At 68.7% G+C, this 16,727-nt stretch carries 14 protein-coding genes; 1 reads left to right on the top strand and 13 read right to left on the bottom strand.

Annotated elements, in window-relative coordinates; all coding sequences use genetic code 11:
• Positions 1-28: 28 nt before the first annotated feature.
• From QO015_RS16980 to QO015_RS16950, 7 genes are all read right to left on the bottom strand, one after another.
• Positions 29-1,018, bottom strand: a complete 990-nt coding sequence (locus tag QO015_RS16980; RefSeq protein ID WP_266282800.1) for an ABC transporter permease — start codon at positions 1,016-1,018, stop codon at positions 29-31.
• On the bottom strand, positions 1,015-1,989 hold the full coding sequence (locus QO015_RS16975) for an ABC transporter permease (protein WP_266282802.1): 975 nt from the start codon (positions 1,987-1,989) through the stop codon (positions 1,015-1,017). The genes QO015_RS16980 and QO015_RS16975 overlap by 4 nt, the downstream gene beginning before the upstream one ends.
• Positions 1,986-3,497 carry a sugar ABC transporter ATP-binding protein gene (locus tag QO015_RS16970; RefSeq protein ID WP_266283276.1) on the bottom strand — a complete coding sequence of 504 codons (1,512 nt, stop codon included), beginning with the start codon at positions 3,495-3,497 and terminating at the stop codon, positions 1,986-1,988. The genes QO015_RS16975 and QO015_RS16970 overlap by 4 nt, the downstream gene beginning before the upstream one ends.
• A gap of 83 nt (positions 3,498-3,580) precedes the next feature.
• Entirely contained in the window at positions 3,581-4,621 is a 1,041-nt protein-coding gene (locus tag QO015_RS16965) for an ABC transporter substrate-binding protein (protein ID WP_266282804.1), read from the bottom strand.
• A gap of 69 nt (positions 4,622-4,690) precedes the next feature.
• Positions 4,691-5,605 carry a sugar phosphate isomerase/epimerase family protein gene (locus QO015_RS16960; RefSeq protein ID WP_266282806.1) on the bottom strand — a complete coding sequence of 305 codons (915 nt, stop codon included), beginning with the start codon at positions 5,603-5,605 and terminating at the stop codon, positions 4,691-4,693.
• A 46-nt stretch (positions 5,606-5,651) separates the two neighbouring features.
• Positions 5,652-7,148, bottom strand: coding sequence for a mannitol dehydrogenase family protein (locus QO015_RS16955; RefSeq protein WP_266282808.1), 1,497 nt, complete (start codon positions 7,146-7,148; stop codon positions 5,652-5,654).
• Between the two features lie 138 nt (positions 7,149-7,286).
• On the bottom strand, positions 7,287-8,204 hold the full coding sequence (locus tag QO015_RS16950) for a MurR/RpiR family transcriptional regulator (RefSeq protein WP_266282810.1): 918 nt from the start codon (positions 8,202-8,204) through the stop codon (positions 7,287-7,289).
• 153 nt (positions 8,205-8,357) lie between these two features.
• Between QO015_RS16950 and QO015_RS16945 the strand changes: the two genes are divergently transcribed.
• Entirely contained in the window at positions 8,358-9,542 is a 1,185-nt protein-coding gene (locus QO015_RS16945) for a Gfo/Idh/MocA family protein (protein ID WP_266282812.1), read from the top strand.
• Positions 9,543-9,548: 6 nt separating this feature from the next.
• On the opposite strand, the gene QO015_RS16940 is transcribed toward QO015_RS16945, so the two are convergent.
• Genes QO015_RS16940 through QO015_RS16915 form a run of 6 tightly spaced genes read right to left on the bottom strand, consistent with a single transcriptional unit; the run spans position 9,549 to position 16,624 of the window.
• Positions 9,549-10,673 carry a zinc-dependent alcohol dehydrogenase family protein gene (locus tag QO015_RS16940; protein ID WP_266282814.1) on the bottom strand — a complete coding sequence of 375 codons (1,125 nt, stop codon included), beginning with the start codon at positions 10,671-10,673 and terminating at the stop codon, positions 9,549-9,551.
• Positions 10,674-10,700: 27 nt separating this feature from the next.
• A complete protein-coding gene (locus QO015_RS16935; protein ID WP_266282816.1) occupies positions 10,701-11,468 on the bottom strand; it encodes an SDR family NAD(P)-dependent oxidoreductase in 768 nt (255 codons plus the stop codon).
• 3 nt (positions 11,469-11,471) lie between these two features.
• Complete coding sequence (gene hisD / locus QO015_RS16930) at positions 11,472-12,779, bottom strand: histidinol dehydrogenase (protein ID WP_266282817.1); 1,308 nt, start codon at positions 12,777-12,779, stop codon at positions 11,472-11,474.
• Between the two features lie 60 nt (positions 12,780-12,839).
• Positions 12,840-13,871: an ABC transporter permease gene (locus tag QO015_RS16925; RefSeq protein WP_266282818.1), complete on the bottom strand. Its 1,032-nt coding sequence runs from the start codon at positions 13,869-13,871 to the stop codon at positions 12,840-12,842.
• Positions 13,872-15,458, bottom strand: a complete 1,587-nt coding sequence (locus QO015_RS16920) for a sugar ABC transporter ATP-binding protein (protein ID WP_266282819.1) — start codon at positions 15,456-15,458, stop codon at positions 13,872-13,874.
• Positions 15,459-15,505: 47 nt separating this feature from the next.
• Entirely contained in the window at positions 15,506-16,624 is a 1,119-nt protein-coding gene (locus tag QO015_RS16915) for a sugar ABC transporter substrate-binding protein (RefSeq protein WP_266282820.1), read from the bottom strand.
• Positions 16,625-16,727 lie beyond the last annotated feature (103 nt).

Raw genomic sequence — 16,727 nt, 5'->3', positions numbered from 1 at the left:
GGTGGTTTCCTCCCTTCGCGACCGTTCTTCAGCGGTCCTCGATGATCCTGAGATAGGCGGCCGTGACGCCGAGCACGATGACGCCGAACAGGATCTGCCGCGCCCCCTCCGGCATCTGCAGGATCGTGAGCAGCGTGATCAGGACGCGCAGGATGAGCGCGCCGACGATCGAGCCGAGATAGCCGCCGCGCCCGCCGAAGATCGACGTCCCGCCGATGACGGCGGCGGCGACGGAGGGCAGCACCAGCGGCTCGGCCAGCGACAGCGAGGCGGACTTGATCAGGCCGATATAGAGAAGCCCCGCGATGCCCGCGAGCAGGCTGCAGAGGACATAGAGAACGAGGATGACCTGCCAGTACTGCACGCCGGAGAGTTTCGCGGCGCGCTCGTTGTCGCCGACGGCATAGAGCAGCCGGCCGAAGCCGGTGCGGTTGAGCAGGAACAGGATGAACGCGGCGGCGGGAATGAACAGGAGCAGCGCGTTGGGGATGCCCCAGGTCAGCCCCGTCCCGAGCCAGGCGAGGCCTGGCGGGACCGCCGTGCCGGTCGCGATCACGGTCCGCTGGTAGACCTGCAGGAAGCCGGTGCCGATCAGGCCGGTGCCGAGCGTCATGATCAGCGGATGCACGCGAAAGACGCCGATGCCGATGCCGTTGGCGAGGCCGATGACGAGCGCCGGCGTCAGCGCGATGGCGATGGCGACGGCGGGATCGTGATAGACGCCTTGCGTCGCCACGATGAACGCCGCCATGGTCGCCACGGTGCCGACCGAGAGATCGATGCCGCCGGTCAGCATGGCCATGGTCTGGCAGCCGGCGAAGATGGCGAGCGGGATGGCGAACTTGATGGTCGTCGCGATCCAGGCCGGGTTGACGATGCCGGGCCGCAATATCTGCAGGGCGACGACGAGCGCAACCAGCAGCAGGATGAGCGGGATCAGCGGCTGGTCGCTCATCAGCCGCTTCAGGCGGCGTCCGAACGGCTGAGGCGGGACGGCGGCGGTCGCGCTGTCGCTCATGATCTCTTTTCCCGCATCGCGAGGAAGGCGCCGAGCATCACGACGATGACCATGATGACGCCCTCGATGATGGTGGTGACGTTCGGGTCGACGGCGAGCAGCGTCAGATCGGTGCGCACGAGGCGCAGCACGAAGACGGCGACGATCGGGCCGAGCAACCCGCCGCGTCCGCCGCCGAGCGTAACGCCGCCGAGCACCACCGCCGCCACCGAGGCGAGGAGATAGGGTCCGGGGATCGGCGCACCGATGCCGGTGCTCATGGTGAGCGAGAGGCCGCCCATGGCGCCGAACAGGCCGGACAGCGCATAGGCGAGGATCTTGGTGCGGGCCACCGGAACGCCGCTGCGGAAGGCGGCGAGTTCGGAGGAGCCGATCGCATAGAGCGACAGGCCGGTCCTCGAGCGCTTGAGCGGAATCCAGACGACGGCGAGGCAGACGACGAGGAGAAGCAGCGCCTTGGGCAGATAGGCGTCGACGGAATCCGGCAGGAACGGGATCGGCACCGGGCCGATGACGAGGGCCTTCAGCCATTCCGCCGCCCCGCCGCCGGGCGCGTTCAGGACCAGCAGCGCCGCGCCCTGCAGCATGAACAAGGTCGCCAGCGTCACGACGATGTCCGGCACGCGGCTGACGACGATGAGGATGCCGTTGAGGGCGCCGAGGCAAAAGCCCATCAGCAGCACGAACGGCACGACGAAGAGCGCGTATTCCTCGCTCGCCCCCGCCATCATGACGGCGGCGGTGACGCTGGTCAGCGCCATCATCGAGGCGACCGAAAGATCGATGCCGCCGGCGATGACCACCACCGTCTGCGCCGCGACGGCGAAGGCATAGGGCAGCACCGCCCGCGTCAGCGAGACGAAATCCGCCGCTCCGTAGCCGGGCTGGATCAGCTTCGTCACGACGAAGAGCAGCGCGAGCAGGACGACGAGGCCGGTGACCCAGGCGTGCCGGCGAAGAGTTCTGATCACGGCGCCCCCGCTCCGTTTGCCGGTCCGCTCTCCGCCTCGCGCGCCAGACCATAAGCGGCGCGGGTCAGCGCCGCCTCGTCAGCGATCGCGACCGGAAGGATGTCCACGACACGGCCGCCGAAGATGACGATTGCGCGGTCGCAGACGAGCTGCACCTCCTCGAGTTCGGAGGTGTAGTAGAGGACCGAATGCCCCTGTGCCGCGAGCTCTCGCAGCAGCCGGTAGATCTCGCGCTTCGTTCCGACATCGATGCCGCGCGTCGGGTCGAAGCAGAGGATGGTGCGGGCATCGGCCGCCACCCAGCGGGCGATCGTCACCTTCTGCTGGTTGCCGCCGGAAAGGCGCAGAACCTCGCGCTGGGCGCGGGTATCGATCTGCAGCCGCTCGATCGCCCTCTCAACCGTCGCCTGCTCGCGCCGCATGTTGATCGGTCCCCAGTCGCGCAGCCTTGCGCTGAAGGGGAGCGCGATGTTCTCGCGCACCGAGCGATGGCCGAGCAGCGCCTCGCTGCGATCGCCGGGCACATAGGCGATGCCGCGCCGGATCGCGTCGGCGGGATGGCTGAAGGCGACGCGCTCGCCGTCGACCTCGACCGTGCCGCCGGAGGGTCGGATCGAGCCGGCGAGAACGCCGAAGAGCTCGTCCTGGCCCTGCCCCTCGAGGGCGACGAGGCCCGCGACCTCGCCATTGGCGAGATCGAAGGAGACGTCGGCGAGCTTGGTTCCGACGGCGAGATTGCGCACCGCGATGCGCGGCGGGCCGGCCTGCTGCGACACTGCGGCGTCGGGTCCGGCAATGCGGGTCTTCTCGACCTTGGCACCCAGCATCAGCTCGACGATCCGCTCCTCGATGCCCGGCGCGATATCGACGACGCCGACCGTGGCGCCGTCGCGCAGCACGGTGGCGCGGTCGCAGAGCGCGGCGATCTCGACGAAACGGTGCGAAATGAAGATCACGGAGCGGCCGCCGCGCGCCTCGCGGCGCACGACCTCGAGCACGCGCTCGGCAAGGTTGGCCGGCAGCGCCGCCGTCATCTCGTCGAGCAGCAGCACGTCCGGCTTGACGGCGAGCGCGCGGGCGAGATCGAGCACGCGGAGGATGGCGAGGGGAATGTCGCGCGCCGTCTCGGACAGGTCGAGATCGGGAACGCCGAGCTCCTCGACAAAGGCGCGGAACGGCTCGACCGGGGTCCCCGTCAGGCGGAGATTGGCCGCGACGTCGAGATCGGGGATGAGCGAGGGTTCCTGGTAGACCGGCACGAGGCCGGAGCGGCGCGCCTCGGCGGGCGAATGCATGCGCCGCGCGGTCCCGCGGATGCGGATCGTGCCGGCGCTGGCCGCAACCGCGCCGGTCAGGATCTTGACCAGCGTCGACTTGCCGGCGCCATTGGCGCCCATCAGCGCATGCACTTCGCCCGGCAGGACCGACAGCGACGCGTTGCGCAGCGCCGCCACGGCGCCATAGTTCTTCGCGACGCCGGTGGCGTCGAGCAGCGGTTCGGTCGTCACGACGGCGCGCACGGCCTCACGATCGGGGTCAGGGGATGCGGGAGCACGGCAAGCCGCGCCCCCGCGCAATCACCGTCGAGGCGTTACTCGCCCGGGCCCTTGCAGGCGACGATCTGCTCCTTGGTGTAGTCGGTCCAGCCGGGGATCATGATCGAAACCGGCCATTCCGGCGACAGCGACGGATCGGCGGCGGCCTTCAGCTTGGCCTTGCCTTCCGCGGTCGCATTCTCCCAGAGCTGCGGCTCGACGAGCACGACCTTCTCTTCCGGCTTCTTGCCGTCGAGGATGTCGACCGCGAGCTTCACGCCGGCGGCGCCGATCGAACCCGGATTGGTGACCGCCGCGCCGGTGAAGCCCTGGACATTGTTGAGCTGTCCGACGAAGCCGGCATTGTCGGCACCCACGACCGGCACCATCGTGGCGCCGGATTCGACGAGCGCGTCAACGATCACGTTGTCGATGCCCGAGGTCCAGATGCCGTTGAACGGCGTGCCGGTGGCGATGAAGTCGAGGATCTGCTGCTTACCCTGATCCTGCTGCCAGCCGGTGAACACCTCCTGCGCGACCTTGACGTCCGGGAACTCGGCGAGGGCCTTCTTGAAGCCCTTGTCGCGGTCGCTGTCGGCCGAAGCGCCGGCGGCGCCGCGCATATAGACGACATCGCCCTTGCCGCCCATCTGCTGGAACAGCCACTTGGCGCCGAGATAGGCGTATTGTTCCTGGTTGTTCGAGATGATGTAGGCCGAAGGCTCGGTCACCGCCTGGTCGACCGCGATCACGACGATGCCCTTGTCGGTCGCTTCCTTGAGGGCGGCATTAATGCCCGAGGGATCGGCCGGGTTGACGACGATCGCGTTGACGCCGGCGCTGATCAGGTTGCGGATGTCTTCCGACTGGCCGGCGGCGTCGGTGTTGCGGTGGGCGATGTTGAGCTTCGCCACCTTGCCCGAGGCGAGCGCCTGCGCCTTCATCGCGCAGATCATTTCCTCGCGCCAGCCATTGCCCTGCACGGTGTTCGAGATGCCGATCGTGTAGGTGCCCTGCGCCAGCGCGCCGGCCGCCGAGAGAACGAGCGCCGCGCCGGCCAGCAGGCCGATCCGGGTCGCACGCATGGTCCTGGTCATGTCATTCCTCCACTTTTGTCGTTGTTCGACGTTCTTGTGTTCCCGGTGCCGAGTGTGACGCTCCGCGGCCTACTTGACCAGCGGTCTCAGCACGTCGCGCGCGAGCAGGAAGCCGCGCTTGACCTTGTCCTCGCTGCCTTCGAAGCGGCGATCCTCATGCTCCACCACGACCGGACCGTCATAACCGGCGCGATAGAGCCCGGAGAAGATGACCGGCCAGTCGACTTCGCCGAGGCCGGGCATGCGCGGCACCTGCCAGCCAATACCGGCCGAGAGGATGCCGTGTTCGTAGAGGCCGTCGCGGTCGATCATCAGGTCCTTGGCATGCACATGGAACATGTGCGGCCCGAACTCGCGGATGAACCGCGCCTGGTCGATCATCTGCCAGACGAGATGCGACGGGTCGTAGTTCATGCCGACCGCGCCGTCGAAGGCCTCGATGATCCGCCGCCAGACGAGCGGCGAATAGGCGATGTTGTGACCGCCCGGCCATTCGTCATGGCTGAAGATCATCGGGCAGTTCTCGATGGCGATGCGCACGCCATGAGCCTCGGCGTGGCGGACGATCTCGGGCCAGACCGTGAGCGCGTTCTCCCAGTTCTGATCGACCGTCTTCGAAGCGTCGCCGCCGAGGAAGGTGTTGACGAGCGGCACGCCGATGCGGCCCGCCGCGGCGATGACGCTCTTCAGATGCTCGATCACCGCCTCGCGATGGGCGGGGTCGGGATGGAGCGGGTTCGGATAGTAGCCGAGCGCCGAGATCGTGACGCCGGCCCCGGCCAGCGCCGCCTTCAGTTCCTCGCCCTCCGAAGCCGAGATCGCCACGACATCGAGATGCGACGTGCCGGCATAGCGGCGCGTCTCGCCGCTCGTGCGCGGCCAGCAGGCCACCTCCAGCACCTCGAAGCCGGCCGAGCCGGCCCAGTCGGCCACCGCCTGGAGCGGCAGGTCCGGGAACGGCGCCGTCAGCAATCCGAGCTTCATGTGATCCTCCCTCGCCTCAGAATTGTTTGCTGTCGCCCGCGCATTTTCAAGCGCCCGCCGTGCCGGTGACGCGCGCCAGATGCGCCATCGGATCGGGTCCGATGAAGCCGGCGAGATGCCAGGCGACCGACGCCGTAAAGCGCGGATTGCCGGAAAGCTCGGGCGTGAAGATGGCGTCGATCGCCGTGATGCCCGCGACCAGCTGCCGGGGATCGGCGCCGGCGGTGTCGGCGATCGCCGCCACCCGTCCCGCGAACGGGTCATCGACCGTCCAGCGCCGGCCGAACCGCTCGGAGGCGAGGACGAGATAGGCCATCCAGCCGGCGACCGCGGCGGCGAGCAGATCGAAGGACGCGCCGGCTCGGATGCGGTCGCGGATCGGATTGAGCAGCCGCTGCACGATCTTCTGCGAGCCGTCGGTCGCGATCTGGTGGTTGCGATGGCGGATGGCGGTGTTGCGGAGCCGCGAAAGGCTCTCGTCGACATAGGCGAGCGGCGCGATGCCCGGCACCGGCTCCAGCGTCGGAACGCTTTCCTCGACCAGCATGCGGCGGACGAAGCGGGCGAGCAGCGGATCGGCCATGTCGTCGAAGGTGTGCTCCAGCCCGGCAAGGACGCCCTGGTAGCAGAGCGCCGTCTGCGCGCCGTTGAGGACGCGCATCTTCAGATGCTCGAAGACCTCGACATCCTCGACCAGTTCCGCGCCAACGCGCGCAAAATCCGGGAAGCGGCCGGCGAAGCGGTTCTCGATCACCCACTGGCGGAACGGCTCGCCGACGACGACGGCCTCGTCGCGGTAGCCCAGCCGCTCGACGACGAAGCGGCGGTCGAGCTCGGTCGGCGCCGGCGCGATGCGGTCGACCATGGTTCCGGGAAAGGCCGCATTCGCCTCGATCCACGCCGCGAGGCCGCCGCCCCGATGATCGGCGAGCGCACCGACGACGGATTGCAGGATCGCGCCATTGGCGGGGATGTTGTCGCAGGAAACGAGCGTCAGCGGCCGTCCATGGGTGGCGCGGCGCATCTCGAGCGCGCGCAGCAGGATGCCCGGCAGCGAGACGGGATGCTCCGGATCGGCGATGTCGTGAGCGATCTCCGCGCGTCCGGGATCGAGCGCTCCCGTGGCCGGGATATGGCAATAGCCCTTCTCGGTCACCGTCATGGTGACGACGTCGATCTCGGGCGCAGCGAGCACGGCGAGCGCCGGCGCGGCGTCCTCCGCGCTGTCGACGACCCTGACGATGCTGCCGATCACCCGCGCCTCGACGCGGTCGTCCTCGCGCAGCAGCCTCGTATAGAGCCCGTCCTGCGCCCCGAGCGTTTCGGCGAGCAGCGGCGGGCGGATGTTCACGCCCACGATGCCCCAGCGGTCGAAACGGTCGGCAAGGAGGTCGTCGGCGAACTCGGCCTGGTGGGTGCGATGGAAGGCGCCGACGCCGACATGCGCCATGCCGGCCTGGAGCGCCGCGCGGTCATAGCGTGGCGCCGTCACCCCGGCCGGCAGCGAGCCGAGCATGGATACGCCAAGCCGCGGCGGCGTCATGCCGGCCTCCTCTCGGCGCGGCGCACGCCGGCGCATGCTGCGGCCCGCTCGCGCAGGCTCGCTCCCCCCTCGTTCACGGCTCTCCTCCCGAGAACTCGATTTCTATAATCGAAAATATGGAATGGAATTTCCCTGTCGTCAATCGCTTCCGCGGCCCCGCGCGGCGCGGCGCGCGGCGACGCCATGCACCAGCGCCATGCCGACCGAGAGCGAGGCGGCGAGCGAGCGAAAGCCGGCGAAGTCGGCCTCGATGACTTCGATGGAATGGCGCGCGAGCGGGATCAGCGGCGAAAACGTGCTGTCGGTGATCGCGACGATGCCGGCGTCGCGCTCATGCGCCACGCGCACGAGGTCCGGCGTGATCGAGTTGTAGGGGCTGAAGCTGACCGCGAGCAGCCCGTCGCGCCGGCCGATGCAGCCGATCTGGTCGAAGGCGGTGGAGCCGACATTGTCGACGAGCACGTTGCGCACCCCCTGCTGCGACAGCGTGAGCGACAGATAGGTGACGACCGGGAAGGCGCGCTTGCTGCCGACGAGATAGATGAGATCGGCCTCGGCGAGCAGCGTCACCATCGCCTCGAAGCTGGCGACGTCGATCGTCTCGCCGATCCGGTCGAGCGAGGTGCGCGCGGCGCCGATCATGCCGGAGAGGAAATGCAGGCTCGCCCGCGTCTCCTCCGTGGCAGCCGGTTCGACCTCGCGCGCGCGACCTTCAGGCCATGTCCCTTTGACATGATCCTTGAAAAGACTCTGGAACTCGGAAAAGCCTGAAAAGCCGAAGCTCTTGGCGAACCGCACCAGCGTCGATGGCTGCACGCCCGCCTGCTCGGCCACCTGCACGATCGTTCCGAGCGCCACATCGTCGGGATGTTGCCAGAGGAAGATCGCGACCTGGCGCAGCCGCTTCGGGAAATGGATGGTCCCCGAGGCGAGAACCGCGCGCAGCTCCTCATAGGTGCGCGGCCGCGTATGGCCGAGGGCCGATTTGAGGCCGCTTTCCTCGCCCTCGCCTGCTTCGTCGAGCGAGGCGGCGTCCGCCTTGGCCACGATCCGCATCCTCCCCGCCCGGATTGCGCCCTTCTCAGAGGGCCGGCAGCGCCACGGTAGCGCGGCACGATCATTTCGCAATCCGAAAAATGGAAAACCTCTTCGAATGCGCGAAGGGAGCCGCTATCCTGCGGTGAAAGCGGAACGAAACGGGAGGACAACATGGTCTATGCGACGGCGGACGGCGCGGCCGGCAGGCGGCTGCGGGTCGGCATGGTCGGCGGCGGGCGCGGCGCCTTCATCGGCGCGGTGCATCGCCTCGCGATGCGGCTCGACGACCAGATCGAGCTCGTGGCGGGCGCCCTTTCCTCCGACCCGTCCAATGCCGCCGCCTCGGCGGCCGAACTCGGCATCGACCCGGCGCGCAGCTATGCCGACTACCGCATGATGGCGGAGACCGAGGCGACCCGCGAGGACGGCATCGAGGCTGTCGTCATCGTGACGCCGAACCATCTGCATGCGCCGGTCTCGACGGCCTTCCTCGAAGCCGGCATCGACGTGATCTGCGACAAGCCGCTCTCGACGACACTCTCCGAGGCGGAGGCGCTGGTGGCGCTGACGGCCGAGCGGCGGCGGCGCTTCCTCGTGACGCTCAACAACACCGGCTATGCCATGGTCCGGCAGGCGCGGGAGATGGTTGCGGCAGGCGAGATCGGCGACATCGTCGCCATCCACGCCGCCTATATCCAGGACTGGCTGACCCTGCCCATCGACGCCGACGGTCAGAAGCAGGCCGAGTGGCGCACCGATCCGGCGCGGGCCGGCGAATCCGCCGTTCTCGCCGATATCGGCGTCCATGCCTTCAACCTCGCCGCCTTCATCTCGGGCCGGACAGCCGAGGCGATCTCGGCCGACCTCTTCACCGCGGTGCCCGGCCGCCGGCTCGACGACAACGCCCATCTCCTGATGCGCTGGAGCGGCGGCGTGCGCGGCACGCTCACCGCCAGCCAGACCTCGCCCGGCCACTACAACGACCTTTCCGTCCGCATCCATGGCTCGAAGGGCAGTCTCGAATGGCGCGGCACGGCGCCGGAGGAACTGCGGCATGCGCGCTATGGCGAGGAGGCGCGGACCATCATCCGCGGCGGCTTCGGCGCGACGGATGCCGCGAAGCGCGTGTCCCGCATGCCGGCCGCGCATCCGGAAGGCTATATCGAGGCCTTCGGCAACTACTACCGCGACGCGGCGACGATCATCCGCGCGCATCGCGCCGGAACGCCAGTCGATCCCGCGATCGCGGCGCTGGTTCCCGACGTCGTCGACGGCGCGCGCGGCGTCAAGTTCGTCGCTGCCGCCGTTGCCTCGTCGAAGGCGGGCGGTGCCTGGACGCCGGCCTCGTTCGGTTGAGCGCCCTCAGGCCGGGATGACGACGCTGCGCACCGCTTCGCCGGTGCGCAGGAGATCGAAGCCCTCGTTGATGGCGTCGAGCGACAGGCGGTGGGTCAGCAGAACGTCGACCGGCAGGATGCCGCGCCGGAACATGCGGACGAAGCGGGGGATGTCGCGCGCGGGAACGCAGCTGCCGAGATAGGAGCCGCGGATCGTCTTCTCCTCCGCGACCAGGCTCACCGCCGGCAGGCTCAGCATCGCGGTCGGCGCGGGCAGGCCGCCGGTCGTCACGCTGCCGCCGCGGCGCGTGATCCAGTAGGCGAGTTCCAGCGCCGGCGCCGCACCGGCGAGCTCGATGGCCTGATCGACCCCGCCGCCCGTCATCTCGCGGATGCGGCCAGCCGCCTCGGCATCGGCGATCACGGCATCGGTCGCGCCGAACTGGAGCGCGAGGTCGAGCTTGGCGGGCACGCGGTCGACGGCGATGATGCGCTCCGCCCCGGCCGCCCGGGCGCCGATGAGCGCGGCGAGGCCGACGCCGCCGAGGCCGATGACCGCCACGCTCGAGCCCGGCTTCACAGCAGCGGCGTTGAACACCGCGCCGACACCGGTCAGCACCGCGCAGCCGAACAGCGCCGCATGCGCCGGATCCAGGTCGCGGTCGACCTTCACCATCGAGCGCCGCGAGACCGTCGCATGCGTGGCGAAGGCCGAGACGCCGAGATGGTGGTTGACCGGCTCGCCGTCGCAGACGAGGCGACGCGCGCCCGACAGCAGCGTTCCGGCGCCGTTCGCGCCGGCGCCCGGCTCGCAGAGCGCCGGCCGCCCCTCGGCGCAACTCAGGCAGGCGCCGCAGCTCGGCACGAAGACGCAGACCACCTGGTCGCCGGGCCGAAGGTCGTCGACGCCCGCGCCGATCTCGATCACCGTGCCGGCCGCCTCGTGGCCGAGCGCCATCGGCAGCGGCCGCGGACGATTGCCGTCGATGACCGACAGGTCGGAGTGGCAGAGCCCGGCGGCGTCGATGCGGATCATCACCTCGCCGAGACCGGGCGGCGCCAGCTCCAGCTCGCGGATCGCCAGCGGCCGGCTCTCGGCATAGGGCGCCGTCAGGCCGGATCGTTCGAGAACGGCGGCGCGGATCTTCATGTCATCCTCCTGCGGGAGCCGAAGCGGTCACTCCGCCGTCCAGCCGCCGTCGACGACGAGCGCGCTGCCCGTCATCAGCGCCGACGCATCGGAGGCGAGGAAGACGATAGCTCCCATCACATCCTCGATCCGGCCGAGCCGGCCGAGCTTGATCTTGGAAAGCACCGAGGCGCGGAAGGCCGGCTCCTCGAAGAACGGCGCGGTCAGCGGCGTCTCGATGAAGGTCGGCGCGATGGTGTTGACGCGGATCCCGAGCGGCGCCAGTTCGATCGCCATCGCCTTGGTGAATCCCTCCATCGCATGCTTGGACGCGCAGTAAGCGGTGCGGTTCGCCGCCCCGACCTGGCCCATCTGCGAGGAGACGTTGATGATCGAGCCCGGCCGCTTCGCCTCGGCGAGTCCGCGCGCCACCGCCTGCGCCACGAAGAAGGCGGCGCGCACATTGAGGTCGAGGATCGCGTCGAAATCCGCCTCGCTCACGGCGAGGAACGGCGCCGGCCGGTTTGTTCCGGCATTGTTGACGAGGATGTCGAACGGACCCTCAGCAGCGATGGCCGTCTTCACGGCCGCCGTGTCGAGCACGTCGAGCGCCAGCGGCCGCGCAGCGAGGCCGCGCGCCACCAGCGCAGCGGCCACCGCCCCGATCTCCTCGCCGCTGCGGGCGACGAGCGTCACCTCGGCCCCCGTCTCGGCGAGCGCCGCCGCGGCCCCGAGGCCGAGACCGCGCCCGGCACCGGTGACGAGCGCCCGGCGGCCGTCGAGCCGGAACGAGGGCGTCGCAGGCAAATTGTCCATCGCCTATTCCGCCGCCTCGCCATAGCCGACATTGCGGCCGCCATAGCGTCGCACGCGGATATTGGCCTGCTCGGCATGGCCGACAAAGCCTTCGAGCATCGAGAGGCGCGAGCAATATTCGCCGACCAGCGCGCTCGCCGCGTCGGTTTCGACGCGCTGATAGGTGCAGGTCTTCATGAACTTGCCGACCCAGAGCCCGCCGGTGAAGCGCGCCGCCTTCTTGGTCGGCAGCGTGTGATTGGTGCCGATCACCTTGTCGCCGAAAGCGACATTGGTGCGCGGCCCGAGGAACAGCGCGCCGTAATTGGTCATGTTGTTCAGGAAATAGTCCGGGTCGCGGGTCATGACCTGCACATGTTCGGAGGCGATGCGGTCGGCCTCGGCCACCATCTCCGCCTCGTCGTCGCAGAGGATCACCTCGCCGTAATCGCGCCAGGCGGCGCCGGCGAGATCGGCGGTCGGCAGCTTGCCGAGCAGCGTCTCGATCTCGGCCATGGTGTCGCGCGCCAGCTTCTCGGAATTGGTGATGAGGATCGCCGGCGATGTCGGCCCGTGCTCCGCCTGGCCAAGCAGGTCGGTGGCGCAGATCTCGCCATCGACGCTGTCGTCGGCGATCACCAGCGTCTCGGTCGGACCGGCGAAGAGATCGATGCCGACGCGGCCATAGAGCTGGCGCTTCGCCTCGGCGACGAAGGCGTTGCCAGGTCCGACCAGCATGTCGACCGGCGCGATGCTCGCCGTGCCGAGCGCCATGGCGCCGATCGCCTGCACGCCGCCGAGCACGAGGATCTCGTCCGCCCCCGCGAAATGCATGGCGGCGACGATCGCCGGATGCGCCCCGCCGCGATAGGGCGGCGCGGCGGCGACGACGCGCTTCACGCCCGCCACCTTGGCGGTGAGCACGCTCATATGCGCCGAGGCGACCATCGGATATTTGCCGCCGGGCACATAGCAGCCGACGGCGTTGACCGGGATGTTGCGATGGCCGAGGAAGACGCCCGGCAGCGTCTCGACCTCGATGTCGACAAGCGCCGCCTTCTGCTTCTCGGCAAAGCCGCGCACCTGCGTCTGCGCGAAGCGGATATCGTCGAGGACCCGCTTCGGCAGCGAGGCGACCGCCGCCTCGATCTCGGCCTCGGAGAGGCGGAACGACGCCGGCGACCAGTTGTCGAACTGCTCGGACAGCGCGCGTACCGCTTCGTCGCCGCGCGCCTCGATATCGCCGAGGATGCGCTCGACCGTGGCGCGCACCTTCTGGTCCGCCTCGGCGCGTTCGGCAGCGCCCTTCGCCGTCTTCAGATGACGTGCCATGTCAGCAAGCTCCAGCGCGGCGCGGGCAATGCGCCGCCAAGTCATGGGAAAGGGTGCGGTTCAGCCGATATCGGTGGCTTCGCGGCCTCGGGTCAGCTGCGAGATCGTGACCGCCAAGATCAGTGCCCCGCCATTGAACACGTTCGTCACCCAGAGCGGAATGCCGAGCATGGTGAGGCCGGTGATGCCGGTGGCGAGGAAATAGACCGCGACGATCGCGCCCCACGGGTTGAACCGCCCGGGCAGGATCGTCGTCGCGCCGAGAAAGGCGGCGGCGAAAGCGGGCAGCAGGAAGTTCAGCCCGGAATAGGGATCGGCCGAACCGAGCACGCCCGCATAGATGATGCCGGCGGCGGCGGCGAGCACGCCCGACGTCACCAGTGCTCCGAACCGCACATGATCGACCGCGATGCCGTTGAGGCGCGCCACCTCGCGGCCGCGGCCGACGAAGAGCAGCTTTCGGCCGAGCGGGGTGTAGTCGAAGACGTACCACATCGCGACCACGACGATCATCGCATAGTAGAAGGCGTAGGGAACGCCGAGGAGGCGCCCGCCGACCACCGCCATCACCAGCGCATTGTCGATGCCGCCGATGGTCGAGGAATTCGTCATCCACTGCACGATGCCGGTCATCAGCGAGGTCGTGCCGAGCGTGACGACGAGAGAGGGAATGCGGAAATAGATGATGAACAGCGCATTCACCATGCCGACCAGCGCGCCGACGCCGAGCGCGATGACGAGCACGAGGCCGATCGGCATATGGTGCCAGACATTGAGCACGCCGATGAGGCCGGAGGAGAGCGTCAGCGTCGCGCCGACCGAGAGGTCGTAGTCGCCCGCCGTCAGCGGCACGATGATCGCGAGCGCCAGCACCGCGGCCGGCGCATAGGACGCGAACATGATGGAGAAATTGCCCCAGTTCAGGAAGGACTGCGGCATCAGGGCGCCGAAGAAGGCGATCAGCAGCAACCAGACGAAGATGAGGGCAATCCGCTCGATGAAGCGGCCGAGCCGGAAGGCGGGCCGATGGCCGGCGGAGGGCGTCGCGGGGGAAGGCGTCGCGGGGATTGGGCTTGCGGCTTCGGTCATCATTCAGCTCGCATGAACGGACGGGGACGCCGCGCCGACATGGCCGGCAAGATCGATCGAGGCATAGCATGCTTCCGCGATGCCATCCTTGGTGAGGTCGGCGCCGGTGATTTCGGTGAGGATGCGGCCGCGCGCGAAGATGAGCACGCGGTCGCAGATTTCCGCCAGCTGCTCGGCATCGGACGACGCGCAGACCACCGACATGCCGGACGCGGCGGCCGCCTTGAGGGCGGCGAAGATCTGCACCCGCGTCCCGACATCGACGCCCTGCGTCGGCTCGTCGAGCAGGAGAAGGCGCGGATTGCGGTTCATCCAGCGCGCGATCAGCACCTTCTGGGCATTGCCGCCCGAGAGCGCGGAGAGCTTCAGCGACGGATCGTTGGGCCGCACTTCGTAGCGCACGCCGAGGTCGAAGGCCTCGCGCAGCATGGCGCCGCGGCTGAGCCGGCCGCCGCGGAAGAAGCGCGCGACATCCGGCAGGAACATGTTGTCGACGATGGGCAGGCTGTCGACGCCGCTCGCGCCCTGGCGGTCGCCGGGAAGAAGCGCGAGATCGAGATCGATCGCCCGCTTCGGCGTCATGGCCGAAAGCGCGATCGGCTCGCCCCCGTCGAAGGCGATGCTGCCCGACCGGCAGGGCCGCGCGCCGAAGACGAGATAGGGAAGTTCCTCGTAGCCGGAGCCGATGAGGCCGGTGACGCCGAGGATCTCGCCCTTGCCGATGGTGATGTCGGAGGGCTCGAGCGTCGCGCCCGCCGCAGCGGTGATCCGGGCAAAAGCCGGCCGGGCCACGGCCGGGCCGGCGTGGCTGGCAACGCCGAGCCGGGCGATGCGCCGCCCGACGATCGCCTCGACGACCTGCTCATGCGTCGCCCCGCGCGTGACGAGCGAGCCGGCGAGCTGGCCGTCGCGGAGCACGGTGATGCGGTCGGTGATGGTCATCACCTCGTCGATGTCGTGCGAGATGAAGATCACGCTGGAGCCGGTCGCGGCGATCGAGCGGACGAGGCCGAACAGCTTCTCGACGCCCTCGCGCGGCAGGAAGGGCGTCGGCTCGTCGAGCAGTACGAGGCCCGGCCGGCCGGTCGCCGCGCAGGCGACGCGGATTTCCTCGAAGGCCCGCACGATCGCGAGCAGCGCCCGCTCGACGGGGCTGAGCCGGTCGATGCGTTCTTCGGTATCGATGGCGAGACCGAAACGGTCGAGCGCCTCGCGCGCCGTGGCCCGCTCGCGCCGCCAGTCGATGAAGCCGCTCTTCGCGGTCGTCAGATGGGCGAAGCGCAGATTTTCGAGCACCGTCAGCGAGGGCACGAGACCGAGATTCTGATGCACGAAGCTCATGCCGAGGCGGCGGAAATCGCCAGGCTTCAGCGGCAGATCGACCGCCTCGCCGTTGAAGTCGAGCCGCCCGCCGGGATCGGGGGCATGGAAGCCGGCCAGGATTTTGACGAGCGTCGACTTGCCGGAGCCGTTCTTGCCGAGGAGGCCATGGACCTCGCCGGGCGCGACGCTGAAGGAGACCCCCGCCAGCGCACGCGCGCCGCCGAAGGTCTTGGCGATCCCATCGAGTTTCAGGACGGGAAGCGCCATGGGCGCCTCCCTTTTGTCGATGGGCGCATGGTCGATGGGCATCGGCCTTACTGCAGCTTCCAGAGCTTGCGGAAGCCTTCGACATAGGCGTCGCCATAGCCCTGGTCGTAACCGGCCGGCGTGCCGGCCTCGGCGGCGTTGTTCTTGTCGAAGATATAGAACGGCACATTGAGCGCCGAGGGAACCGGCAGGCCGCAGAGATCGCGCAGATGGCCGTCAATGGTCGCATAGGCGATCCAGTCGAGGCTCTCGCCGATATCCATGTCGACCGTGCCCTGCTGGATATAGTCGAGCACGAAGGGCGTGCCGTTGAAGGTCGCGACCTTCACCTGGCCGGTCTTGCCGGTGAGGCGGAGGGCCGGGACGACGAACTGCGACATCGAATCGTAGATCGGGATCACGACGTTGATATCGGGGTTGGCCTGGAGCGCCGCCTGCACCGACGGCTGGATCTTGGTGCCCCACTCGGTGACGCCGACATTCACTTCCTGCACGATCTTGCAGTTCGGGCAGTTGGCGGCGAGTTCGCTCTTGAGTCCGGCGACGAGCGGCTTGGTCGGCGGCACTTCGTCGGAGACGATGAGCAGGATATTCGCCTTGCCGTCGGTCGCGACCGTCGACCAGTTGGCCAGCACGGTGCCGATCTCGCCGAAGCCGATCGTCAGCGAGGACGAGACCAGCGGGTTCTGCGCGTCGCTCGGATCGTAGAAATGCGAGGTCATCACCTTGACGCCGGCATCCTTGGCAGCCTTGACCTGCGGCTCGATCGTCGAGGGATCGATGCCCGAGATCAGGTCGATGATGTCATACTTGTCGCGGATGGCATATTCGACGCCCTGGACCCACTGGCTCGGCTGGCCCTGGTTCTCCCACTCCTTGACCTCGAGGCCGACTTCGGCGCCGACCTTCTTCATCCGGTCGATGATGCCCTTGAGGAAGGGATTGGCGGAGGAATTGGGGATCGAGAGCTGCTTCTTGCCGGCCGCGCAGGCCTTGGCGTCGAAGGCCTCGCCCGGCGCCACGAAGACGGGCTTCTCGGTGTATTTCTGAAGCTTCGCCTTGGCCGCGGCCAGCCCGTCGGCGGCCGCGTCGGCCGAGGCGGAGGCCGTGAATCCGGCCATGACGGCACCCGCCACCAGCGTGGCGCCCAGCACATGTCTGATCATGATGTCTCCCTCTGGTCGCCGCCGCCGAATTTTCCCTGCTCGGCAACGCGACTGTGAATGCGCATTCAATGATTGCGCATTCAAGACGGCGAGTCAACGCGAT

The sequence above is a fragment of the Kaistia geumhonensis genome (assembly GCF_030815145.1).
Taxonomy (GTDB): domain Bacteria; phylum Pseudomonadota; class Alphaproteobacteria; order Rhizobiales; family Kaistiaceae; genus Kaistia; species Kaistia geumhonensis.
Note: the sequence above shows the minus strand (reverse complement) of the source record. Positions and strands in the feature narration are given on the sequence as shown.